This is a genomic window from Bradyrhizobium sp. LTSPM299 (assembly GCF_000938235.1).
GTDB lineage: Bacteria > Pseudomonadota > Alphaproteobacteria > Rhizobiales > Xanthobacteraceae > Bradyrhizobium.
Genome location: NZ_JYMU01000013.1, coordinates 451,746 through 473,900, shown reverse-complemented (window position 1 = coordinate 473,900; position 22,155 = coordinate 451,746). Strand labels below are relative to the sequence as shown.

Below are 22,155 nucleotides of genomic sequence, written 5' to 3'. Positions count from 1 at the left end.
CTTGTGCTCAAGTCAATTGAAAGGCCGGCGACGACGTATCGGCCGCCTCACCCATCGCAGTCGGACGGCCGGCATCGTCGACCGCCACCATCTCGAAACTACCGCGAACGACCGATCGCCGTCGCCCGCTGATTGGATTTTCCCGGATCAACTCGACGGCGACCGTCATCGAACTGCGGCCCTCGCGCTCCACCCGTGCAATCACCTCGACAAGTTCGCCGACCGCGACCGGTTCGGCAAACTCGATCTTGTTGGACGCTGCCATCACCACATTGCGGCGAGCCCGGCGCACGGCGGCGATGAAGGCAGCCCGGCCCATCAGGCTCAGCGCGTTGCCGCCGAACAGCGTCCCGTAATGGTTGGCACGATCCGGAAAGACGACATCCAGGAAGCGTGTCTCGCCGGCCGGGCCCGGCTCGTCGCGCACAGCGGATAAATTCATTCTGTTTAGCTCCGGCCTCTTGTCATTCGGCCATAACTTCGCAATATCCGCTAAGCCATCCGGTTGAAAATAGCTGATATGGTGGATTTTTGCGTAGCAACCCCACACCTTTTGCAAAGTTTGCAAAGTCGAGGACAAGCCGATGAAGAAGACATTCATGGGTGTCCGCCTGAGGCGGCTGAGGGAGGAGCGGCGCCTGACCCAGGCCGCGCTCGCGGCCAAGCTCAACATCTCGCTCAGCTACCTCAACCAGCTCGAGAACAACCAGCGGCCGCTGACGCTGCCGGTGTTGCTTGCGCTGAACAGCGCCTTCGGCCTCGACGTGCAATCGTTCTCCGAAGACGACGAAGCCCGGCTGATTGCCGATTTGCGTGACGTCCTCGCCGATCCCGCCCTGGGTGAGACGATCTCCACAGCCGAGTTGCGCGAACTCGCGGTCAACATGCCGGCGGTGGGACGCGCCTTGATCGGCCTGCATCGCCGCCAGCGCCAGGCGGCCGAACAGGCTGCGACGTTGGCCGCGCAACTGGGCGAAGACCGCCAGGCCGAAACGATCCTGCTGCCGTCGACGCCCTATGAGGAGGTCCGCGACTTCTTCTACGCGAACAACAACTACATCCCCCGGCTGGACGAGGCGGCGGAAGCGCTGGCGTCGGACCTCGCGCTCGTGCCGGGCGCGATGGCCGACAGCCTGACCGCCCGTCTCGCACGCGAGCACAAGGTGTCCGTCGTCATCGATCCCGGCGCCATCGGCACGCAGCGCCGGTTCGACCGCAGCACCAACATCCTGCACGTCTCGCAGCGGCTGCGGCCGGGACAATTCGCCTTCCAGCTTGCCACCCAGGTGGCGATGCTGGCCTTCGATCACGACGTGACCGAGCTGGTGAAGGCATCGCGGTTCAGCAGTCGGGAGGCGGAAGGGCTCGCTCGAATTGGCCTCGCCAATTATTTCGCCGGCGCCCTGGTCATGCCATATCGAAAGTTCCTGGCCTCTGCCGAACGGCTTCGCTACGACATCGAACTGCTGGGTGAGGAATATGGTGTCGGATTCGAGACCGCCTGCCACCGACTCAGCACGCTGCAGCGGCCGGCGGCGCGCGGCATTCCGTTCTTCTTCATTCGGGTCGATCGCGCCGGGAACATCTCCAAGCGCCAGTCGGCAACCGATTTCCACTTCTCGCGCGTCGGCGGCACCTGCCCGCTCTGGAATGTCTACGAGGCCTTTGCGAGCCCGGGCAAGATCCTGACCCAGATTGCCCGCATGCCCGACGACCGCACGTATCTGTGGATCGCACGAACCGTCACGCACAGTCCGGGCGGTTACGGCTCCTCAGGCAAGACATTCGCGGTGGCACTGGGCTGCGATCTCAGGCACGCCGATCAGATCGTCTATTCACGCGGCCTCGACCTTGCGAGCCCCGAAAACGCGACGCCGATCGGGGTGAGCTGCAAGGTCTGTCAGCGGCGGGAGTGCCCGCAACGCGCCTTCCCGCCGATCGGACGCCCGCTCAATGTCGACGAAACGGTGTCACGCTTCGCGCCCTACGCCGCCGCGCCTGATACGGCGCGTCGACAAAATTGAGCTGCGTCAGCGGTGATGACGCGCCCGGCGTTTCGGCGGCTGCCCTGCGTAATAGGGGTTGACGTAGCACTCCGCCGGACGGCCCGACGCCGTCGCCTGGCACTGCGGTAGCGAGGTGAAGCTGCAATCGATATAGTTCCCGCCGAACGCGCCGCCGTAATATTGCATGCACACCGGATAGTTCGGATCGTAGGTCTGTGCGGCCGCAGGCCCCGCGAAGGCGACCGCAAAAGCGGCGATCGCGTAGAGTCTCAAACGCATCGGATTCTCCTTGGTATCGGACGGTTTCGTCACAACGGGCAGAGTTAGTCAACCGCAGCGACGCGAACGCTGCCATGCGACGCGCCCGATTCCGAGAGATCAGTCGGCGTGATGGCGACGCGGGTGCACCCGGCTCCGCGGCGCCGGTTTCGGACCTGCATAGAACGGATTGACCGTGCAGGTCGCCGGTCGCCCGGAGGCAGAAGCCTGGCACTGCGGAAGCGACGTAAAACTGCAATCGATGTATTCCGGCGTCAGCGTGCCGCCATAAACCTGCATGCACACAGGATAGTTCGGATCATAGGCCTGCGCCGCGGCGGGCCCGGCGAAACACACGCCAAGAGCGGCAAGCGCGTAGAGTTTCGGGCGCATCGGGTTCTCCCTCGTTGTTCGGACCGTTTCCCCACAACGGCCGGGGTTAGTCAACAGGCGAGCCGTCACAACGGCGAGATGCGCACACTCTGCGTCGCGAGCGACCCCGTATCGACAATCAGGCCGACGGCACCGCCGGTCAGCGGCAGGCCCTCGGTATCGCTGACAGCGAAGATCTTCCGAGCCCCGACATAGGCCTCGATTTCGTTGCCGCGGAGCTGCAACGCGAGTTGATAGCGGCGATCGAGCTCCCAGTCGAAGCGATCGCTGGCAAGAATGGTCTCGTCGTGCAGCCGCTTGACGAGCCTGACACGGCCGCGACCGGCACGGTCGAACATCAGTGCGTAATAGCGCTCGCGCCCCTGAATGCGCGCGGCAAGCCCCCAGGCATCGGCAAGCAGCGGCGTCACCTCGGACGCGACACGATAATCCTTCCAGTCGCGCGTTCCCTGCGCGACGAAACCGATGCCTTCGCCGTTGCTGACGCGCAGGCCCTCCCAGCGGGTCTGGAACTGGCTGGCATTGTTGACCCAAGCCTGCTTCCACATCGTGCTCAGATTGTCGTCGGGCCGCTGCAGGACCGTATCGGGCGCGCCGTTCCAGGTCAGGGTGTCGAGATAGATCGTGCCGTCGACGCCGAGCGGATCGTCCGTCGCGATCTCGACGCCGATTTCAAAGATCGGATAGCCGCCGGTTTCCGGGATACGCCAGCTCAGCAGCGCATCGCTGCCGGCAGCAAGCTCCTGCTGATCGCAATGGATTTGCCTGAGCTCGTCGCGCACATCGTAGACGCTGGCGAACAGCCGGGCCGTAACCTTGCCGCTGCTGCGATCGGACTCGAGTCGGCATTCGACGGTCTGGCCGGAATAGAGCGTCGGACAGGCGATCAGCTGATAGGTCGGCATGGTGAAGACCTCCTTGTCGAAGAAGGTCGGGCTGGCGACGCGCGCCACGCGGCCGGGCGCTAGACGGCGCAGGTCGATCGCGAGGCTGCGCGATCCGCTCTTGCTGTGTCCGGCAACGTTCCGCAAGCTGGCCTCATGCAGCCGCGCCGGCGAACCGCCCAGCGCACGAAAACCCTGCAGGCTGCCGGGAAATTCGAAATTAAAGCGCGCACCGTTCTTCGCGGCAGCGGGCGCCGGCCGCCCTGCCAGCGCATGCCCTGCCCTGATCAGCGATTGCGCTTCGATCACGGCATCTGATATCGCGCCGCCGCCATCCGCCGTCGAGATGTACATCCGATCGGCGACCGGCGTGCGGAAGTCCGGACCGGCGTCGATGCCGGCAAGGCCCGTCCTGATGCCGAACAGGCAACCGACATTGCCGGCATTGCAGTCGGTGTCCCAGCCTGCGGTGTTGGCGATGCGCATCGCGTCCTGAAAGCTGGTCTCGCCGTAGAGCGTTGCCAGAATGATCAGCGCATGGTTGGGAACGACGTGGCAATTGCCGGCGAACTTGTCATAGCCGTAACGCCCGGCGATCAGCGCGCGGGTCCGCTCCCAGTCGCGGCCGTTGTCGCCGGCATGCCATTCGCGGACGTCTTCGACGACGCGGCGGATCAACGCGTCCTTCGGCACGAATGAAAGTCCGACATCCAGCAGCTTCTGGACGTCGCGCTCGACAAAGGCCTGCGCCTCCATCGCAGCCAGCAGCTTGGCAGCGTGAACGGACTCACCGTCGTGGCTGACGCGCCCGGCCTGTTCGGCCAGATAGGCTGCCTGCTCCGGATTGCCCGGGCTGACCATCGCCCAGCCGTCGATGAAGATCTGCGCGCCGATCTGTTCAGCCACCGTCTTGCCGTTGAGGGCAATCGAGCCGCTTTGCGGGGCGGGAATGCCTGCCTTGAGCCTGAGATAGGCGGTATGCTCGGTGGAATTGCCGATGCCGCCCCACCACAGGATCGCGCGCTCCTCAACAATGTAGTTCAACCAGGCGTGGCCGATCTGCTCGGAGGTGAGATGTTTCGGGAAGCCGTTGTCTTCAAGCGCGCGCGGGAACGCAAACGTGCCTGACACGTCATCGTCGGTCACGACCAGATGGTGCGAGCGCAGCGCGACGTCGCGGCGCTCATTGACGTAATAATTGATCGGTCCGAGCTCCTGCATGATCCGCTCATAGGTCCAGCCCTCGAAGGGACGGCCGAGATAGACGCCGATCAGCTTGCCCAGAACGCCTGCATAGACGCGTTCCGCATAGTCGTGAGGAATGGCCGGCACGATGTGTTTTCTCCCTCAGCACGTCGGTCAGACCGACGAGCGTTTCATGATTTCGAATTTCAGCTCAAAGCTCCTGCCGGGCGCCTTCAGGCCGCCCGGTTGCAGCCGCTCGATCAGCGTCCGTGCGGCGAGCGCGCCGAGATCGAGTTCGGGCTGGCGCACCGTCGTGAGGCCCAAGAGCTTGGCGACCGGAATATCGTCGAACCCGGCAATCGCGATGTCGCCGGGAATCGACAGTCCGGCATTGCGCGCCTCCTCCATCGCGCCCAGCGCCAGCACGTCGCTGGCGCCGAACACGGCGGTGGGCCGGTTGCGCTTTCCGGCCAGCAGCCGCTTCATCGCGCGTGCGCCCGACTCTTCGGAGTACGCGCTATCCGTCACGAATTCCGGCGACAATCCAGCTTCGCGCATCACCGAACTATAGCCGAGCGCCCGCCGCTTGCTCGGACCGAACTCGGCCTGGATCATCGCGATGCGCCGGTGACCGCGTACGATCAGGAAGCGCGTCATCGCGGCCGCCGCCTCCACATTATCGATGTAGACGCTGTCGATCGCGAGCGGCCCGTCCGGCTTGTGCTGGCTTTCGAGGCGAACTAGCGGAATTCCATTGCGTGCGAGCACCGCAAGCTCGGGGACGCGGAGGTGAAAGAACGTGGCGACCACGCCGTCGGCGCGGCCCTGCAACAGCCAGTCGATGGCGCGCGCCTCGCCTTCCGGGCGGCCGTCGGTATCGTAGATCAGAACGTCATAGCCGGCCGGCGCCGCAACCGTCTGCAGGCCGCGGACGAGACCGGGATAGAACGGGTTGGTGATGTCAGGGATCACGCAGGCGAATGTCATGGTCCGCGCGCTGCGCAGCATCCGCGCCGGGTGGTTCGGCTGATAGCCAAGCTCGCCGGCCACTTTCAGGATGCGGGCCCGCGTCGCCGCCGGAACCGACGGTGTTTCCGCCTTGTTCAGCACCAGCGACACCGCGGCCTGCGAGACGCCGGCCGCCAGCGCAATATCCTTCTGGGTCGGGCGGGCGGGTGCACGCGCGTCGCGCCAGTTGCGCCCTCTTGTGGTTGTTGACGGCTTCATTAGGCACAGTTATACGTATTACTAAAGCAAAAGCAACATATCAGCGCATCGTGCGCAGGAGCGAGGTACGCCATGCCATTGACCCGACGCCAGATCGTTGCCGCGATTCCTGCAGTCGCGCTCGCGAGCCAGCTGCCCCGCGGCGCACGCGCCGAGGACGGACGCAAGGTCGTGACGTTCTGGTTCGGACAGGCGAATTCGGACGGCCAGGCCACCCTGCGCAGCGATCTGGTCGAGGCATTCAACGCCTCGCAGGACAAGTACCTGCTGCAGATCGAAGTGAAGGGCGCCGCCGTCAACAATCTGCTCAAGGTCGCGCTGGTTGCCGGCAACGGTCCCGATATCGTTCAGACCGCTGGCCCCGCCTATCTCACTGCGATCGCAAACGCCGGCCAGGTGCTGGCGCTTGACGACTATGCCGACAAGTACAAATGGAAGGAGCGCTTCCTGGCGCCGCTGCTCAACACCAGCGTCTATGGCGGCAAGCTCTATGCGCTGCCGCGCGACTACGAGTCGATCCATTTGTTCTACAACAAGGAGCTGTTCAAGCAGAACGGCTGGAAGCTGCCGACCAATCGCGCCGAGATGGAACAGGTAGCCGACGCCGCCCTCGCCAAGGGCATTATCCCGTTCGGGGCCGGCAACGCCGACTGGAAGGGCGTCAATGAGTGGCTGATGACGGTGTTCCTCAACAACGTCGCCGGCCCCGACAATGTCCGCAAGGCGCTTTCGGGCGAGTTGCCCTGGACGTCGCAGCCCTTCGTCGAGGCGGTCGAATTATCGAAGGCCTGGTTCAACAAGGGCTATTTCGGCAAGAACTATTTCTCGCTGACCATCGAGCAGAGTTTTCTGCAGGTGGTGGCGGGCAAGGCCGCGATGGCGCTGGGCGGCACATGGTCGTTCGGCACCAAATCCTACGGCATGTCGAAGCCGGACACCGTGATGGACGTAACCTCCGTTCCCACGCTCGGCTCGGCGTTCACGGAATCGCTGGTGCATCTGGCCTGCGGGGCGACGCTGTCGATCGCGAAAACCTCGCAGAACCCGGACGGCGCGGCGGCGGTGTTCGACTTCATGCTGACGCGAAAGTTCTACGAGAGCATGAACCGCGACTGGCCGGGCAAATGGGCGCTGCCGGTCAAGGATTTGCCGCCGGATATGCTGCAGGGCATCGGCTATCCGCTGTTCGAAAAGACCATCGCCACGCTGCATGAGGCCTTCAGCAAGGGCCAGTATGGCTTCACCACCTGGACGTTCTGGCCCGGCGCCACCAACAGCTATCTGATCGACGGCATCGAGCAGGTCTGGCTCAACAAGATCACGACGGAGGCCTATCTCGGCCGGATGCAGACGCTGTTCAGCCAGGAGGCCAAGGACGGCAAGGTGCCGCCGCTGCCGCCACGCACGGCCTGAGCAAAGCAGTGTGGCTGTTCGCGCTTCCGGCGCTGCTGATCAATGTCTGCATCATCCTGATCCCCGCCGTGCTCACCTTCACGGCCGCGTTCTTCATGTGGGATGGTGTCGGCACGCCGGTGTGGGCCGGGCTCGCCAACTTCCACAACATGTTCGACGATCCCGTATTCTGGTCGGCGTTGACTAACAATTTCATCTGGACCGCGATCTTCCTGACCGTCCCGGTCTGCATCGCGCTGTTGATGGCGGCTGCGCTCCTGATGGCGCCCGAGGCACGCATCGTGGTGCAGTCGATCATCTTCCTGCCGCGTATCATCGCGGTCGCGGTCACCGGCCGCATCTTCCAGGGCATGATCTTCAGCCCCGCCACCGGCGTCGTCGCCTGGCTGAATGAGCACGGGTTTTCGATCTCCGACCCGCTCGCCGATCCGGATCGCTCGCTGTATGCGGTCGCGGCCGTCGACATCTGGCACTGGTGGGGCTTTCTCGCGGTGGTGTTCCTCGCCGCGATGCGCCAGATCAGCATCGACCAGATCGAGGCGGCACGGCTCGACGGCGCGGGCTTCTTTGCCCTGTTCCGCTATGTCTTGTTGCCCGGCATCCGCCCGACACTCACGCTGATGCTGATCCTGACCGTGATCTGGTCGTTCCAGGTGTTCGAGTTCATCTTCATCGTCACCCGCGGCGGTCCGGCCTATGGCAGCGAGGTGCTCGCGACGCTGGCCTATCGGCACGCCTTCTTCGAAGGCGACGTCGGGCAGGCGGCGGCGGCCGCCTGCGTGATGAGCCTGTTCGGCCTGTGCGCAACGGCAGCCTATCTCTGGCTCCAGCGCGGCGACGACGCGCAATCGACATGAAGGAAGACCGCTGGACCAGAACCATCAGCTTCGCGCTGATCGGCGTCGCCTCGTTCAGCGCGCTGCTGCCGATCGTGCTCGCCGTGATGAACGCGCTGAAGACAACGGTCGAGATATCAACCAATCCGCTGGCGCCACCGACCCAGTTGCACTGGGAGAACTTCACCTCGGCCTGGCGCAACGCCGCGCTCGGCCCGAGCCTGCTGCACAGCGCCGAAGTCGCGGGTCTGACCATCCTGATGGTCTGCTTCACCGCGACGCCCTGCGCCTATGTTTTGGCGCGTCAGAAGGGCAAGGGCTGGCGCGTCCTGACCTTCTATTTCATGGCGTCGATCACCGTGCCGGTGCAGCTCTATCTGTATCCACTCTATTTCATCTTTGCCAAACTCGGGTTGGTCAATTCGATCCCTGCGGTAGCGCTGATCTACACGGCGATGTTTTCGCCGTTTGCGATCTTCCTGCTGCGGACCTATGCGCTCGCTATTCCGGTCGCGCTCGAAGAGGCCGCGCGGGTCGACGGCGCGCGGCCTTGGCAGGTGTTCCTCTACGTCATCCTGCCGATGATGCGGCCAGGGCTGCTGACGGTCGCGATCATCGTCGGGCTGAATGCGTGGAACGAGTTCGTAGTCGCCGTCACCTTCCTGCAGAACGACAGCAACGTCACGGCGATCGTGCGCTTCTACAATCTGACCGGCCAGTATTCGACCGACTGGGGCGAGATGCTGGCCGCGGCCATTATGATCGTGCTGCCGGTCGTGCTGGTGTTCGTGTTGCTGCAGCGCCGCTTCATCGACGGCATGACCGCAGGCGCGGTCAAATCATAGTCGCAGCTTTATTACTGGCCGTCCGCCGGCTTGCCGTCGTCCTCGCCCAGGCAGCGGATGATGAAGGCGGTGGTGTCCGGCGGCAGGACTTGCGCGGCGCGGGCCTTGAGTCGGCACTCGATCTGCGCGATCTGGCGGGCGAGCAACCGGTCGCTCGACAGCGACGCCTGCCGCAACCGACGCAGCGAGATGGGCGAGCCGTCCGACTCGAAGCTCAATTCGTATGTCTTGCCGTTCCGGTCGGTGGCGGCGCAGGTAACGCTGGAGACCTGCCGCGTCACGAAGCTTCCGATCTGGCGGCACGAGCCCGTCGACATCTCGACCTGCGGCACCGGCAGACCATCGACCCTCGGCCGGTCCCGCGACTTGAGCAGCATGCGGTCGATCGAAACCTCGAACAGATTGTCCTGGGTCCGCTCGGCACTCTCGCCGGAGAACGACACGATGTGGCTGCTGTCGGCGGGATCGTCGAGCACGACGGTGAATTCCGAACGACCGCGCAGATTGTGGAACTAGGCCACCGCCTTGCAGGTGTAGCTTCGTCCGGCGATGTTGACGTTGCGGCAAGTGGGTGACGCCGGTAATCTCAGCTCTGCAAATCTCAGCTCTGCGGACCCGATAGTCCGATCTCCCGTTCAGCGCGGAACACGTTGCCGTAAAGGTTGGCGATCCACTGCCGTCCCCGCGCCGTCATGTTGAGGTCACCGATCGCGCCCTGGATGTACGGCGCCACCATGTTCCAGTAGAACTGCGGATAGCGATCGACGATGTCGGCCGGCGAGTCATAGCCGAGCTGGCGGTTGATGCCGACCTCCTCGAATTCGTGATAGAGCGCGTTGGCCTTCCGGATGTAGTTGGGATCGCCGAGCTGCCCGATGAAATCCGCGGCGCGCACGATCGCCGCCTCGTCGTCATATTGCTGGCCTTCCGATGCCGGAAACCTCGTGCCCTCGATGTCGCGCGCGACCCGCTCGCGGTCGAGCGGAACCACGGCCTCGAGCCTATCAAGCACGTAGAGCTTGGAGCGGTCGACATGATAGAGCATCAGCCCTGCGTCCGACGAGCCGCGCGGCAACACCACCTTCTTGCCGGCGGCATCGATGACGTAGCCATCCGGACCGTCGCCCTTCAGGAGGCCACGTACATAGCCGATGTCGTGGGTCAGGCAGGCAATGATGGTGTGCGTGTAATCCTCAGCGGTGATATGGGTCCGCAGCGCACGGCCGCACATGATGTCATGCCCGGCGAGCGTAACCAGCAACGTATGTTCGACATTGTGGTAAAGCGCATCGCTGTTGCCGATGCATTCCAGGGCGATGCGGGCGGCAGCCGGGAGCAATTCGCCAAAACGCGCCTGTGACGCCCCGAAGGTGCGCTGCACATGCGCAGCGAGAAACTTTTCCAGGGCGCTTGCCGCCAATTCAGGTAACGTCATCATCGATGCAGCCCCGACAGCGCAACGTTCCTCGCTGGCCCCGATCTCACGTCGTAGTTGGGCACGGACTATAGCGCATCCGCAGGCGTGCGGCTACGCGCCGCCGGCAGCGATCATCCAGGCCAACCGTATTTTCCCGGAATTGCTCACCGCGACACGACGGGCGCTGATACTGGCATGAACCCTGCATGAGTCGAATTTGACCGGGATATTCACACCGACAAGGGCCGTCATGCTTGTTACGCTCGTCGCAATTCTCTGCAATTCCCAGCTCTGCATGGAGAAGGTTGTCACCACCAGTGATCAATCCGGCATCACCATGGGAGCCTGCGCAGTCAATGCACAAATCGGCATCGCCGACTGGCTCGCCAAGGGGCCGTATCATGAATGGCGAGTGCAGAGCTACAAATGCATCATGGGCAAATACGTGCCCAAGAACGATGTGTGACGTCTGGTGTAGCACCTCACACGCCGGGAAGTCCGGTTCGGTTAGGTGCACATCGACGTAAGCATCTTGTCCAAGAGCGCCTCTGCTTTCGCTCGCAGCGGTTTGGCATCGCACTCGGTCGCAAGCGCGATGCAGACCTGCAAGCCACGAACGAGCGTGGCCCGCTCGTCCTCATTGGTCGCAGGCGTGATCACGGCTTCGTAATACAGGGCTTCGGCCTCCAGCCCACGAAACCCCTGCTGCCGGGCCGTGTTGCGGGCGTCCCGGACCATTGTCAGTGCGTCGGCCAACTCACCCTTCCGGCTGAGAGCAAGCGCCAGGAAGGCCGAGCTACGTACAACGGTCGACGTATAGCCAACCGCCCGCGCGGTCTCGCGTGCTTCTGTCAGGATGGCGCACGCGTCATCGACCCGGTCCTGCTCGAGATAGGCCATACCACGCTGGCTGCCGATGACCGGCGCGAAAATCCGCACGCCGTGCTCCTGCGCCAGTGCAAACGCCTCATCGAGCAAGATCGCGGCAGCCGCCCCGTCGCCACGTGCCAGGATCAGGCTGCCGCCGCTATAGGCGGCCGCAACGCGATCGAACGGACGGCCGCTTTCGTCGGCGATTTCGTCCGCCCGCCGTTGAAACGAACCGGCCACATCGAATTCTCCAAGCGCCGTGTGCGAGATCGCCTTCATCATGCAGCACACCAGAAGCAGATATTTTGGTGTGGTGCCGATCGGCGCGCTGGGCTCCGGTCCCATCAACCGGGCGGCAGAGCGTCCGAGAGCCTGTTCGGCTTCGCGATAACGGCCGCCCAGATGGTACGCCTGTCCAAGGCCATATTCAGCGAGATTCAGCCAGCCAAGATTGCCCCATTCTTCCGCCAGATGAACAACCTGCTCACCGGTGGCGATGGCCTCGACCGCCGCACCGTAGAAATTCTGCGCCGCCGAGCGGACCGTCATCGCCGCGACTTTGCGACCGATGTCACTGATGGAATCAGAGCGCCGTTCAGCTTCCTTCCCAAGATCGAGCCATTCGGAAACCCTGCCGGACCCCATGAAGGCCATCCGCGCCTCGATGCGCAGATCAACGGCCTCGGCCTCACGCTCTCGGGAAATCGACGTTCGGTCGAGCGCATCCATCGCGATCTCGAAATGAGTGGCTGCATCGGCGAACGCGGAGCGTCCGACACATTTCCGCGCGACGGTTCGACCATAGGCAAAAGCCTTTGGCCAATCCTTCGCACGCGTCGCATGGTAACAGAGCTTGTCGGGCTCATCCCGCAGGCTGTCGTCGCGTTCCAAGACCGAAAGGATGCGCGTGTGGATCCGTTCGCGCGTGCGCTGGACCATCGTGTCGTAGGTGACCTGGCGCACCATGTCGTGGGGAAACTCGAAGGACTCCACTGAAACATCGCCAGCCCTGACGAACAGCTCGGCCCGATCAAGCGTGGCCAGACAGCCCTGCAACAGCGCATCGGGGAGTTCAGCAATCTCGCGCAGCGTGCCCAGCGTGGAACGCGGACCAAGCGCCGCTGCCGCCTGCATGAGCGCATGTTCTTCCCGCGATAACCGATCGAGACGCGACGCGATCACACCCTGGATGTTGGGAGGAATTCCCAGTTCGTCGATGGATCGCGCAAGGACCAGCGCGCCCCATTGCCCCTGGAGAACATCCGCCTCCTTGAGACCACGGCAGACTTCTTCGATGAACAACGGGACATTGGCCGTGTGGCGAAGGATCCGGCTCTTCAAATCGAGTGTCGTTGCTGAAATTCCGAGAATTGCGTCCAGCATGGCCAGCCCCGCCCTCTCCTCGAGGGGCCGCAGAACGAGGCGCTCGGCGGAGGCTCGGTCGATCCAATCGGGGAGGCCATTCGTCCGGCTGGTGACGATAATCAGCAGATTTCGGGCACGCAGCGAAGAGAGGGCGGCCATCGCGGCATCGCTGGCCCGGTCGACCCAGTGCAGGTCTTCGATCAGCAGCACCGTGGGCTTCCGGCACGCGAGTGTCTCGATCAGCGCGCAGGTGGCATCGCAGATCGCGCGGCCACGCAATTGCGGCTCCAACCGGTCCCAGTGGGCGTCTGATATCGGCAGGTCGAGAACGGCATCGATCGCCGTTCGCATGATCTGCGGCAAGCCCGATCGCGGATCCCCTCCATTACCCTGCTCATAGCTCCCCGTCGCCGAGCCGAGGACGGACAACAGCAGGCCCTTGAGCGCTGCGAACGGCGAACTTTGCAGGTTGGGGCTGCATTCGGCTTCGACGATCTTCCAGCCTTCCCCCTCGAGCTCCTGCACGAGCTCGTGCACCAGACGTGATTTCCCGATGCCAGGATCGCCGCTCAGGCAAACGGTTCGGCCATTGGTCCTCGCAGCCTCGGCAATGTTCCTGAGCAGCTCCGTTTCCGGCAAACGACCCACGAAGCGTGAAATACGGCGCGCCTTCCGAACGCGCCAACTCGATAGATCGTTTGCTCCGACAACCCGATAAACCGGGACCGGGTCCGCGAAGCCGCGGAGGATCTTCGATCCCAAAGATTCAAAGCGAACGTGTCCTTCGGAAAGCTTCCGACAGGCCTCCGATGCAAAGATCTGACCGGGTTCCGCAATCGACTCCAGCCTGGCGGCCAGATGCTGCGCCGCGCCCCCAATCTCATAGACTTTGGAGAACTCGCTGGCGACCACATAGGTCACGACGAGACCGGAATGAAGCCCGACCCGCACCTGCAGACCCGGATCGCTGAGGCTGTCCACCCGTTGGACAAGCTCGATCGCAGCGTGGCAGGCCAGCGGCGCGTGGTTGTCGTCGGCGATCGGTGCGCCAAAGACGGCCGAGAGGCCATCACCCAGTTCCTTGCTGACGATGCCCCCGAACTGACGCACGGCGGCGCGCATCGCAGCCAATGCGGGTTCAAGGCGCGACACAGCCTGTTCAGGTTCGAGCTCGGCAACGAGACCCGTCGACTGAACCACATCCGCGCGGAGAATTGTCACGAACTTTCGTTCGCTATCGGGGTCCACGGTCGAACCTGTTTTTGCGGTCACGTCGGCAGAGGCAAGCAGATGCCCAGCGTCCCTCCTGACAGAGGGTGTGGAGCGATTGTGACGTAGCCGGACCGGTCGGACAAGCCCCCCGCAGAGTCGTGCCCGGGTCAGGATACCCGTTCTTCGTGTTGTAATCACAACGCGGTCTTGCCAATCACGCAACCTAGCGTAGACTTCCTCTCCATAGTTCCATCACCGCTTACTTTTGAAAGGATGTCTAATTATGCCCGTGAAATTTGGCGGAGCCATCTTCAACAATCAGCAGTTTAAGGATCACATGAATAAGCTTTACAACCCGATCGATGCCATGAGGGCGAGCGTGGCCACACTCAAGGCCTCGGACCAGATCCACATGGCGACGATGGAGTACGGGCAGTACCAGCCGGTATTGGCGCCACTGAAGGGCTGGCCAGCCGGGGCCGGCCAATTCTGGATGAAGGAGATGGGTCAGGCCCGTATCGATCTCAACAACACACCGAACACGACGCCGCTCTCGAAAGACGAGCCCGACGTCATCCCTTTGACACGGTGCGCGCTGCTGGACGCCTGCCTGCGCAAGTGCTTCAACTCGCAACCCGACCCGATCTGCATCATTGTCGACGTCGAGGACCTGCCGGCGGGCAGCAAGGTGCATGAGGTCAAGCTGGATTGGGAATATGCTGACGGCAGCGACCGCCCGACCCTGCTTCGATTCACGATGTGCTGTCCGCCCAAGACGTCCTGATTGGCGACGTCCTGATTGGCGACGTCCTGATTGGCGACGTCCTGATTGGCGGCTACCTGACCGATGACGTCCTAATTGATCGGTGGCGCCGCCTCAGACCTGCCGCATTCGGGCAGCCCGCCGCTCGAATGCGGCACAGTCAAGTCGTGTGAGGGCCTGAGCCTCGGCGGGAGCGAGATTGAGTTCCCGCGCGATTGACCCTGGATCGGCCAACAGCCGCGCGCGCAGTTCCTCGTCCAGCAGCGCCCTGCTCAGCAACTCTTTCAACTGCCGGCTTGGTGTGGGCAGCGTGTCGGCTTCCAATTGCTTTCCCTTCTCGCTCGCCCGCTAACCATGATCTCCGGCGCGCGCCACCAGCGACGCACCGAAACGGACCGCCTCGACCGCGTCGAGCGATTTCACGCTTGGAATAGCGCCGTCCGAGAAGGCGAGCAGCGCCTCAAGCAACTCGGTACCGACGGCGCGACGCAGCGCGTCCATCAGCCGGTCCGAAGTTCGATCGGCAAAAAAGATGCCCCTCGCCGCCTTGAGCAGACGCCCTCCGTCCCTGCGCGGAACCAGGCCCGCGCGCGTTGCGCCTTCCATCCAGAATTCGAGATCGACCATCGGCACCGTGATCGGCTTCATGTCGAACGGCGAATAGACCAGGGCGACGTCGCCGTCACGGCGTACCGCGCTCCGCCGGAAGTAATCGTAGACCCAACCGACGCCGATCATTCCGCAGCGGTCGAGCTCGGATGCACGCAGTGCCCCCATGCTCGACGCGCCAATGACGGTCTTTCCCTGCTCGATAAGGCCAAGGATCTCCTTGGGCGACACCGACATGCTCTGGCCGAACTCGCCATCGACGATCACGATGATATCGTAACCCTGGACCGAAGCGAGATCACCACGCCGGACCGGGGGCGCATAGGTGGCGACGGCATGCTTGCGCATGTCGATCTCGGCGGTCGATGGGCCGGCAAATACGATCATCCTCGGCGATGTCTGCGGATCGACGATCGGCTCAGCGGCGTCGGTTCGCGTCATATGATCTGCCGCAATGCCCGAGGTCCCAGACTCGCCCGGCCGCCATGCTCGATGAAGAGCGTCCACGATTCGGCGCGCGGCACGACGACCCGCACCACTGGAATTCCGACCTCGGCCCGCGTGAGATCGAATGTGACGGCCTGATCGAACCCGGCGTCGCGCATCCGGTCAACGATGAATTCGACGTCTTCATTCACCGATGCATGTTCGCGGGATGGAATATCGCTGAAGCTGATGGTTGGGTGACCGGGCTCGGGCAGCGGGTGCGCAACGGCAGGCGCGTAATCCGGGATGTCCTCCCGGCCGCCATGGATTCCGGTCAACCGCGATTGGGCAGCCTCGGTCAGCGCGCGGGTCAGTGCGATGCGCGCATCGGGATGGGTGCCGGCCCCGCCATAGGCGATCGCGACGCCGGCGGGACCATCACGTTCGGTGACGATGCAGTCGATTGTCGGGATCCCGACCGCGGATGTCAGATTCCGAAGCTCGACCTCGAGACCGGCACGCTGCATCTTGCGGACCAGCGCTGCGGCCTGGCGGGGCAGGCCCCGAAGCGAGATCAGAGGCGCGCCCACCGGTTCTGACGAATGCCCACCGTCAAAGCCGATCTCGGACAGGGTTGCGGCCACCGCCGGCCCGACCAGTGATCCCGCCATCGCCAGCGCGGTCGTGTCACGCTCGATCACCTCGCAGAGTGCGTGGCAGAGCGCATCGATCCTGGTGTTGCCGGACGCAAGACCATTGGTGCTGGAATAGAAGAGCAGCGCCGCCAGGAAGGGACGATATGGCGCCAACAGGCAGTTCACCGGCACATAGGCGGGACAGCGCCCGATCAGGTCGAACCCCTGCGCCCACTCCAGGCGCAAATTCTCGCTATAGCCGCGGACCATCGGCACATGAATGTCGAACGGGTCCACGCAAGCACTTTGATGGCGCAGGTTGGCATGTGATGCAGCGGTGATCGGACCGTCATACCATTCGGCCGCGTGCCGCTCGACAGCTTCCATCAGCGCGCCCGCGTGAGCCTGGTCCCGCGTAATGCCCTTGCCGTTGTAATAGGAGATACCAGACTCGGCATCGTACGGCCGCACCGCCGTGAAATTCGGAATGCCGATCCGGTCGAGATCGGTCACGTCGGCGACCTTGGTGACGCCGATGATGTCGAGGACGGCGCGTGCCCGGCGGATCGTCGCGGCCGGCTTGACGGAACGCTCGACGCCCGCGGCGCTGTACTTGAGTTCCGTGGCGCCGAGCCAATAGTCGTAACTGCACTGATCGGCGCTCATTGCCGCCCTTCCGTCGACGCTGCCGACAGCATAATAGATCAGATGCGTATCTCACAACCGATCCGGTGATCGGCCGGCCCCCTGGGAGGGACAAGACCTGATGCCCGCAACGCCGCTGATCATCTACGCGCATGTTGGCAAGAGCTTTGACGGCGGCCGCGTGGTGGCGGTCGACGATGTCTCGCTGGAGGTCGCCGAGGGCGAATTCCTGGCGATCGTCGGCGGCTCGGGCTCGGGCAAGACCACGCTGCTCAGGCTTGCCAACCGGCTGATCGAGACCGACCGCGGCCGGATCTCAGTCGAGGGTGAGGATGTCAGCGAGGTCGACCCGATCCAGCTACGCCGCCGCATCGGCTATGTCTTCCAGAGCGGCGGGCTGTTTCCGCACCTGTCGGTCGCCGGCAATATCGGCGTCACACCAAGGCTGTTGGGCTGGCCGCAGGCCGAGATCACAGCACGGGTCGACGAGTTGTTGGACCTGGTGCGGCTTGACCGCGCGCAATATCGCGACCGCCTGCCGCATGAGCTCTCCGGCGGCCAGCGCCAGCGCGTCGGCGTGGCGCGCGCGCTGGCGGCCAAACCGCGGATCGTGCTGATGGACGAGCCGTTCGGCGCCCTCGACCCCCTCACCCGCGACGCACTGGGCGACGACTATCGCGCGCTGCATCACAAGCTTGGCCTGACCACCGTGATGATCACCCACGACATGACGGAGGCGATCCTGCTTGCAGATCGTGTCGCGGTCATGCGCGGCGGCAGGCTGTTGGCGCAGGGCACGCCGGCGGAGCTTTCGGCCAGCACCGAGCCTTACGTCGGCGAGCTGATGCGCACGCCGCGGCGGCAGGCGCAACGGCTGAGCGCGCTGCTGCCGCGGGATGACGCGGCATGAGCCTATCAGCCGATCCCCGCTGGAGCGAGGCGCTGGCGCATTTGCCTGACTACCTCGGCAATCACGTGCGCGTCAGCCTCGCCGCGCTGGCGCTCGGGCTCGCCGTCAGCCTGCCGCTGGCGATCGTCGCCCGCAACCGGCCGCTGCTGCGCGGCGCGCTGCTTGGGCTCGCCAGCGTCGTGCAGACGGTGCCGGGCCTCGCGCTGCTGGCGCTGTTCTATCCGCTGCTGCTGGCGCTCGCGGCGCTCTCAGCCACGTGGTTCGGCTTCAGCTTTTCGGCATTCGGTTTCCTGCCGGCGGTGCTGGCGCTGGCGCTTTATTCGATGCTGCCGGTGTTGCGCAACACCATCACCGGGCTGTTGGGCGTCGATCCGGCAATCCTGGAGGCAGCCCAAGGCGTCGGCATGACGCCGCGGCAGTCGTTATTCACGGTCGAGCTGCCGCTGGCGCTGCCGGTGATGATGGCGGGCATCCGCACCGCGGCGGTATGGGTGATCGGCACCGCGACGCTGTCGACGCCGATCGGCCAGACCAGCCTCGGCAATTACATCTTCGCGGGGCTGCAGACCCAGAACTGGGTGTTCGTGCTGTTCGGCTGCCTGGCCGCGGCCGTACTCGCGCTCACTGTCGACCAGTTGCTGGCGCTGATCGAGAACGGCCTGCGCAACCGCAGCCGCGTCCGCGCCGGGCTCGGTGTTCTCGGCATCGCCGCCCTGATCGCGGCCACGCTGTTGCAGGCGATCGCGCGCCCGCATGCGAGCTACGTGGTCGGCGCCAAGACCTTCACCGAGCAATATGTGCTGTCGGCGCTGATCGCGCAGCGGCTGCAATCGGCCGGGCTATCGGCCACGACGCGCGCCGGCCTCGGCTCCAACGTGACCTTCGACGCACTCGCCACCGGCGACATCGACGTCTATATCGACTATTCGGGCACGCTGTGGGCCAACCAGTTCCACCACACCGATATCAAGCCGCGCGCCGAACTGCTTGGCGAGTTGAAGGCGACGCTGGCGCGAGCGAACATCACCCTGCTCGGCGAGCTTGGCTTCGAGAATGCTTACGCGCTGGTGATGCCGAAGAAGCGCGCCGACGAACTCGGTATCCGCACGATCGCCGACCTGGCGTCGCGGGCGCCGACCATGTCGATCGCCGGCGACTACGAATTCTTCTCGCGGCCTGAATGGGCCGGCATCCAGAAGGCCTACGGGCTGTCGTTCCGCACCCAGCGACAGATGCAGCCGGATTTCATGTATGGCGCGGTCGCCTCCGGCGAGGTCGACGTGATCGCCGGTTACACCAGCGACGGGCTGATCGCGAAATACGACCTGGTCGCGCTCGAAGACAACAGGAACGCGATTCCACCCTATGACGCGATCCTGCTGCTGTCGCCGAAGCGCAAGAACGATCAGGCGCTGACCGCAGCGCTGCAGCCGCTGCTCGGCAAGATCGACATTACTGCGATGCGCGCGGCGAATCTACGCGCGGCCGGCAACGATGCATCATCGTCGCCGGACGTCGTGGCGCGTTGGCTGTGGGAGAAGGTCGGGGGCAAATGATCTGTCCGTCATTGCGAGGAGCGTAGCGACGAAGCAATCCATCTTTCCTCGCGCGCGGAACGATGGATTGCTTCGCTACGCTCGCAATGACGGAATTCAAAGTCCCTTGATCGTTCCGGCATCGATCAGCATGCGGTTGAAGCGGCGCGCCTCGGCGCCATCCTTGCACGAATAGAACATGCCGTTGCAGCGGAGCATGATGGCCTTCTGCTCCTCGAACGACGGATCGAGCGGAATGCCGGCAGCCTCCTGGATCACCAGCGGCAGATAAGCCGCATCGATCGTGTCCATCACCGCGGGGCTCTTCACCGGCTCGAAGTTGATGGCGTCGATCGCATAGTATGTCGCGTAGTAGCGCGGGTCATACGCCATGAGCTTCTTGCCGATGCCGGCCTCGTCGAGTTCGGGATCGAGCAGTTGCGGCGAGAATTCCGGCTGATGATCGCCGTAACGCACGATCAGGAACGGCTGCGCCGGAAAATTCTTCTTCAGCGCCGCGACGAAACCGGCATAGTCGTTGGCGCTCATGGCCTGCCGGCGCAGATATTCGTCGACCGAGGCCACGTTGCCCGGCCGCTTCCAGGACGGCAGCAAATCGGGACGGAATTTCGTCTCCCACGGGAAATGGTTGGCGGCGAGATAGACGAAGGCGAACAGCGGTGCGCCCGGCGTCTTCTGCTCCGCCATCAAATTGAGCGCCTTGTCGTAGAAGAAGCTGTCGGGCTCGACGTCCTTGGCGTGCAGATCGTGCGCGTCATAGAAGCGCTGGACGCCGGTCGTGGCCTGGAAGCTGCGCGCGCTCATGAAAGCACCGAACGCGGGATAGAGCGAAAGCGTATCGTAGCCGCAGCGGCGCAGCGCCAGCGGCAGTCCGCGCTCGACGCGCCCCGACGCGATGCGGGTCACGAAATAAGCAAAACGGCCGAACGAGCGGGACGACAGCCCCGCCAGCACGTTGTACTCGGTAAACCAGCTCGGCCCGCCATTGCTCTCAGCCAGGAATTTACGCTCGACGCCGTCATAGGATTTGAACTGGCTGCCGTAGCCCGGCGGCACCTTCACGCCAGCGGCCGCGCGGATGTCGAAGCTCGATTCATCATGAATCATGATGATGTTCGGCCGGCGGCCGGCGGGATGGCAGGCATCGACCAGCGGCACCTTAAGCCGGTCATTCACACTCGCATCCGACTCCATGAAGCCGTAGCTGACGAAATCGGAGACCGCGGTGACGCCTGACCGCGCGAATTTCGACAGATAGCCGTCGTCGTAGTAACCGCGCCAGGCCTCGTCAGGCCAGGTGAAGGCATAGGCCGAGAGCACTGCCGTGCAGGCGAGGCAGGCGGCGGCCGCCGGCAGGCGGCGGATGCGGAACGGATCGAGCCACCACAGCGCGTACATCAGCGGCAGCGTGACGAGGCCGGCAATTATGATCGACCAGCGCAGGTTCGGGAAGATCGTGAGCAGAAAGGCCGCGGTGTCGCGGTCGATCACCATCAGGTCGACGAAATTCGCCGTCATCTGCACCACGTCGTGCTTGAACCGCGACAGCAGCACCAGCACCACGACCAAGGTCAGCGACAGCGCCCCCGACAGCGCCGGCCTGCGCAGCAGCGCGATGAACAGGAAGTTCAGGATTCCCCAGGTCAACAGGAAGCAGAGCCGCGCGCCGAAATCGGTTTCGGTCCGCAGCATCAGGATCAACGCACCGAGATGCGGCGCGGCGACCGCCATCAGCCGCCAGATTCCGATGGCGACGAGGCCGCCGGCGAGCGCGGCAACGGAGGAATTTGGCTGTGGCGCGGGCGCCATGGGTGAGACGCAATACGACCCGGCGCAATGCATGAGCCTTGGCTGGCAAAGGCCAGGAGACGCACGGTACAGCCGGAACCTGCACCGCGTCATAAAAACGTAGTGGAATCGTCATGAACACGCAATGAACTTGCCGGCCCGCACGCGGCCGGGCCGGCGCTGCGCGCCTTAAACTTTCGCAGCAGGCGTTACGTGCCTTGCGACACCCGCGATGAAGAGATCGATGATCCCTGCGGCCGTCTGCTCGACGTCCGCATCGCTGACACCCCAGCGCGGCAAATGGCCGTCAATGTTCATCCGCGCAAAGCCGTAGACCAGCGCTCGACCGGCGATCTGGACCAGCTTCAGATCCACAGGCCCGAGCTGGCCAGCCGAGACAGCTTCCGCCAACAAGCGCTCGGTCAGGGCGATCAACTCGGCATTGTCGCTGGTAACCCCCGCCGACCGGTCATGGTCGAAAAAGCGGCGGCTGGAGATGATCTCGAAATGGGTGGGGTTGCGCATCGCCCAGCGCAGATAGGCCATCCCGAGCCGGCGGAAACGGCCCAGGGGGTCGGCGGGCGGCGCATCGGACAACGTCGCCTCGATCTCGGCGCGGAATCGGCGTTGGGCTTCCTCCGCCACCGCGTTCATCAGGGCATCCCGGCTCGGAAAATGCCGGAACGGCGCCCCTGGCGAGACCCCGGCACGGCGGGCGGCCTCGCGGACGCTGACCGCCTCCGGCCCACCCTCGCCGACCAGTTGCATGGCGGCGTCGATCAGGACGCGGCGGAGGTCGCCATGGTGATACGGCTTCGCCGCCGGCGCGCGCGCCGTGGCCGGGCGCGGCTTGGCCTTTCGGGATCCGGACGGTGAACGGGTGGCGGGGCGGCGCATCCCGGACCTCTAGCA

21 protein-coding genes are annotated in these 22,155 nt (G+C 64.2%); 8 read left to right on the top strand and 13 right to left on the bottom strand.

The window, feature by feature from the left end; genetic code table 11:
* Nucleotides 1-7: 7 nt before the first annotated feature.
* Nucleotides 8-442 carry an acyl-CoA thioesterase gene (locus tag UP10_RS10200; protein ID WP_044587156.1) on the bottom strand — a complete coding sequence of 145 codons (435 nt, stop codon included), beginning with the start codon at nucleotides 440-442 and terminating at the stop codon, nucleotides 8-10.
* Between the two features lie 142 nt (nucleotides 443-584).
* On the opposite strand from UP10_RS10200, the gene UP10_RS10195 reads away from it, so the two are divergent.
* Nucleotides 585-2,024 (top strand): short-chain fatty acyl-CoA regulator family protein, encoded by a 1,440-nt coding sequence (locus tag UP10_RS10195; RefSeq protein WP_044587155.1) that lies wholly within the window; start codon nucleotides 585-587, stop codon nucleotides 2,022-2,024.
* A 6-nt stretch (nucleotides 2,025-2,030) separates the two neighbouring features.
* Here UP10_RS10195 and UP10_RS10190 read toward each other — a convergent pair whose 3' ends face one another.
* From UP10_RS10190 to UP10_RS10175, 4 genes are all read right to left on the bottom strand, one after another.
* On the bottom strand, nucleotides 2,031-2,285 hold the full coding sequence (locus UP10_RS10190) for a DUF3551 domain-containing protein (RefSeq protein ID WP_044587256.1): 255 nt from the start codon (nucleotides 2,283-2,285) through the stop codon (nucleotides 2,031-2,033).
* A 99-nt stretch (nucleotides 2,286-2,384) separates the two neighbouring features.
* Nucleotides 2,385-2,657, bottom strand: coding sequence for a DUF3551 domain-containing protein (locus tag UP10_RS10185; protein WP_044587154.1), 273 nt, complete (start codon nucleotides 2,655-2,657; stop codon nucleotides 2,385-2,387).
* A 65-nt stretch (nucleotides 2,658-2,722) separates the two neighbouring features.
* The gene (locus UP10_RS10180) at nucleotides 2,723-4,873 is read right to left on the bottom strand and encodes an ADP-ribosylglycohydrolase family protein (RefSeq protein WP_044587153.1); all 2,151 of its coding nucleotides are present in this window, start codon (nucleotides 4,871-4,873) and stop codon (nucleotides 2,723-2,725) included.
* A 27-nt stretch (nucleotides 4,874-4,900) separates the two neighbouring features.
* Nucleotides 4,901-5,953: a LacI family DNA-binding transcriptional regulator gene (locus UP10_RS10175; RefSeq protein ID WP_044587152.1), complete on the bottom strand. Its 1,053-nt coding sequence runs from the start codon at nucleotides 5,951-5,953 to the stop codon at nucleotides 4,901-4,903.
* 72 nt (nucleotides 5,954-6,025) lie between these two features.
* Between UP10_RS10175 and UP10_RS10170 the strand changes: the two genes are divergently transcribed.
* Genes UP10_RS10170 through UP10_RS10160 form a run of 3 tightly spaced genes read left to right on the top strand, consistent with a single transcriptional unit; the run spans nucleotide 6,026 to nucleotide 9,047 of the window.
* Nucleotides 6,026-7,366, top strand: coding sequence for an ABC transporter substrate-binding protein (locus tag UP10_RS10170; RefSeq protein ID WP_044587151.1), 1,341 nt, complete (start codon nucleotides 6,026-6,028; stop codon nucleotides 7,364-7,366).
* A gap of 8 nt (nucleotides 7,367-7,374) precedes the next feature.
* Nucleotides 7,375-8,223 (top strand): carbohydrate ABC transporter permease, encoded by an 849-nt coding sequence (locus UP10_RS10165; RefSeq protein WP_050043618.1) that lies wholly within the window; start codon nucleotides 7,375-7,377, stop codon nucleotides 8,221-8,223.
* Nucleotides 8,220-9,047, top strand: a complete 828-nt coding sequence (locus UP10_RS10160; RefSeq protein WP_156179733.1) for a carbohydrate ABC transporter permease — start codon at nucleotides 8,220-8,222, stop codon at nucleotides 9,045-9,047. Before UP10_RS10165 ends, UP10_RS10160 begins: the two co-directional genes overlap by 4 nt.
* Before the next feature lie 11 nt (nucleotides 9,048-9,058).
* Here UP10_RS10160 and UP10_RS10155 read toward each other — a convergent pair whose 3' ends face one another.
* Together UP10_RS10155 and UP10_RS10150 are read right to left on the bottom strand one after the other, a co-directional pair.
* Complete coding sequence (locus UP10_RS10155) at nucleotides 9,059-9,523, bottom strand: hypothetical protein (RefSeq protein ID WP_245321707.1); 465 nt, start codon at nucleotides 9,521-9,523, stop codon at nucleotides 9,059-9,061.
* 125 nt (nucleotides 9,524-9,648) lie between these two features.
* Nucleotides 9,649-10,485 (bottom strand): hypothetical protein, encoded by an 837-nt coding sequence (locus tag UP10_RS10150; protein WP_044587149.1) that lies wholly within the window; start codon nucleotides 10,483-10,485, stop codon nucleotides 9,649-9,651.
* 229 nt (nucleotides 10,486-10,714) lie between these two features.
* Here UP10_RS10150 and UP10_RS10145 point away from each other — a divergent pair, with 229 nt between their 5' ends.
* Nucleotides 10,715-10,930: a hypothetical protein gene (locus UP10_RS10145; protein WP_044536135.1), complete on the top strand. Its 216-nt coding sequence runs from the start codon at nucleotides 10,715-10,717 to the stop codon at nucleotides 10,928-10,930.
* A gap of 41 nt (nucleotides 10,931-10,971) precedes the next feature.
* Here the strand turns inward: UP10_RS10145 and UP10_RS10140 are convergent, their stop codons facing one another.
* Nucleotides 10,972-13,920 carry an ATP-binding protein gene (locus UP10_RS10140; RefSeq protein ID WP_245321706.1) on the bottom strand — a complete coding sequence of 983 codons (2,949 nt, stop codon included), beginning with the start codon at nucleotides 13,918-13,920 and terminating at the stop codon, nucleotides 10,972-10,974.
* Between the two features lie 328 nt (nucleotides 13,921-14,248).
* On the opposite strand from UP10_RS10140, the gene UP10_RS10135 reads away from it, so the two are divergent.
* Nucleotides 14,249-14,695, top strand: coding sequence for a hypothetical protein (locus UP10_RS10135; RefSeq protein WP_245321705.1), 447 nt, complete (start codon nucleotides 14,249-14,251; stop codon nucleotides 14,693-14,695).
* A gap of 93 nt (nucleotides 14,696-14,788) precedes the next feature.
* Here the strand turns inward: UP10_RS10135 and UP10_RS44040 are convergent, their stop codons facing one another.
* The 3 genes from UP10_RS44040 to UP10_RS10125 are packed head-to-tail and all read right to left on the bottom strand — an operon-like array spanning nucleotide 14,789 to nucleotide 17,010.
* Entirely contained in the window at nucleotides 14,789-14,998 is a 210-nt protein-coding gene (locus UP10_RS44040; protein ID WP_156179732.1) for a hypothetical protein, read from the bottom strand.
* Nucleotides 14,999-15,022: 24 nt separating this feature from the next.
* The gene (locus UP10_RS10130; RefSeq protein ID WP_050043617.1) at nucleotides 15,023-15,724 is read right to left on the bottom strand and encodes a TfuA-like protein; all 702 of its coding nucleotides are present in this window, start codon (nucleotides 15,722-15,724) and stop codon (nucleotides 15,023-15,025) included.
* Nucleotides 15,721-17,010: a YcaO-like family protein gene (locus tag UP10_RS10125; protein WP_044587147.1), complete on the bottom strand. Its 1,290-nt coding sequence runs from the start codon at nucleotides 17,008-17,010 to the stop codon at nucleotides 15,721-15,723. Before UP10_RS10125 ends, UP10_RS10130 begins: the two co-directional genes overlap by 4 nt.
* Nucleotides 17,011-17,110: 100 nt before the next feature.
* Between UP10_RS10125 and UP10_RS10120 the strand changes: the two genes are divergently transcribed.
* Nucleotides 17,111-17,899: an ATP-binding cassette domain-containing protein gene (locus UP10_RS10120; RefSeq protein ID WP_044587146.1), complete on the top strand. Its 789-nt coding sequence runs from the start codon at nucleotides 17,111-17,113 to the stop codon at nucleotides 17,897-17,899.
* Nucleotides 17,896-19,455 carry a glycine betaine ABC transporter substrate-binding protein gene (locus UP10_RS10115; protein WP_044587145.1) on the top strand — a complete coding sequence of 520 codons (1,560 nt, stop codon included), beginning with the start codon at nucleotides 17,896-17,898 and terminating at the stop codon, nucleotides 19,453-19,455. The genes UP10_RS10120 and UP10_RS10115 overlap by 4 nt, the downstream gene beginning before the upstream one ends.
* A gap of 96 nt (nucleotides 19,456-19,551) precedes the next feature.
* Here UP10_RS10115 and UP10_RS10110 read toward each other — a convergent pair whose 3' ends face one another.
* Together UP10_RS10110 and UP10_RS10105 are read right to left on the bottom strand one after the other, a co-directional pair.
* Nucleotides 19,552-21,264: a sulfatase-like hydrolase/transferase gene (locus UP10_RS10110; RefSeq protein ID WP_044587144.1), complete on the bottom strand. Its 1,713-nt coding sequence runs from the start codon at nucleotides 21,262-21,264 to the stop codon at nucleotides 19,552-19,554.
* A gap of 168 nt (nucleotides 21,265-21,432) precedes the next feature.
* Nucleotides 21,433-22,140 carry a TetR/AcrR family transcriptional regulator gene (locus UP10_RS10105; protein WP_044587143.1) on the bottom strand — a complete coding sequence of 236 codons (708 nt, stop codon included), beginning with the start codon at nucleotides 22,138-22,140 and terminating at the stop codon, nucleotides 21,433-21,435.
* Nucleotides 22,141-22,155: the final 15 nt, after the last annotated feature.

Bases quoted from the DNA above. Each gene is read 5' to 3' on its own strand.
- UP10_RS10200 (WP_044587156.1), bottom strand. From the start codon at position 442: ATGAATTTATCCGCTGTGCGCGACGAGCCGGGCCCGGCCGGCGAGACA.
- UP10_RS10160 (WP_156179733.1), top strand. From the start codon at position 8,220: ATGAAGGAAGACCGCTGGACCAGAACCATCAGCTTCGCGCTGATCGGC.
- UP10_RS10170 (WP_044587151.1), top strand. From the start codon at position 6,026: ATGCCATTGACCCGACGCCAGATCGTTGCCGCGATTCCTGCAGTCGCG.
- UP10_RS10145 (WP_044536135.1), top strand. From the start codon at position 10,715: ATGCTTGTTACGCTCGTCGCAATTCTCTGCAATTCCCAGCTCTGCATG.
- UP10_RS10105 (WP_044587143.1), bottom strand. From the start codon at position 22,140: ATGCGCCGCCCCGCCACCCGTTCACCGTCCGGATCCCGAAAGGCCAAG.
- UP10_RS10150 (WP_044587149.1), bottom strand. From the start codon at position 10,485: ATGATGACGTTACCTGAATTGGCGGCAAGCGCCCTGGAAAAGTTTCTC.
- UP10_RS10135 (WP_245321705.1), top strand. From the start codon at position 14,249: ATGAATAAGCTTTACAACCCGATCGATGCCATGAGGGCGAGCGTGGCC.
- UP10_RS10175 (WP_044587152.1), bottom strand. From the start codon at position 5,953: ATGAAGCCGTCAACAACCACAAGAGGGCGCAACTGGCGCGACGCGCGT.
- UP10_RS10110 (WP_044587144.1), bottom strand. From the start codon at position 21,264: ATGGCGCCCGCGCCACAGCCAAATTCCTCCGTTGCCGCGCTCGCCGGC.
- UP10_RS10115 (WP_044587145.1), top strand. From the start codon at position 17,896: ATGAGCCTATCAGCCGATCCCCGCTGGAGCGAGGCGCTGGCGCATTTG.
- UP10_RS10190 (WP_044587256.1), bottom strand. From the start codon at position 2,285: ATGCGTTTGAGACTCTACGCGATCGCCGCTTTTGCGGTCGCCTTCGCG.
- UP10_RS10125 (WP_044587147.1), bottom strand. From the start codon at position 17,010: ATGAGCGCCGATCAGTGCAGTTACGACTATTGGCTCGGCGCCACGGAA.
- UP10_RS10185 (WP_044587154.1), bottom strand. From the start codon at position 2,657: ATGCGCCCGAAACTCTACGCGCTTGCCGCTCTTGGCGTGTGTTTCGCC.
- UP10_RS10195 (WP_044587155.1), top strand. From the start codon at position 585: ATGAAGAAGACATTCATGGGTGTCCGCCTGAGGCGGCTGAGGGAGGAG.
- UP10_RS10130 (WP_050043617.1), bottom strand. From the start codon at position 15,724: ATGACGCGAACCGACGCCGCTGAGCCGATCGTCGATCCGCAGACATCG.
- UP10_RS10120 (WP_044587146.1), top strand. From the start codon at position 17,111: ATGCCCGCAACGCCGCTGATCATCTACGCGCATGTTGGCAAGAGCTTT.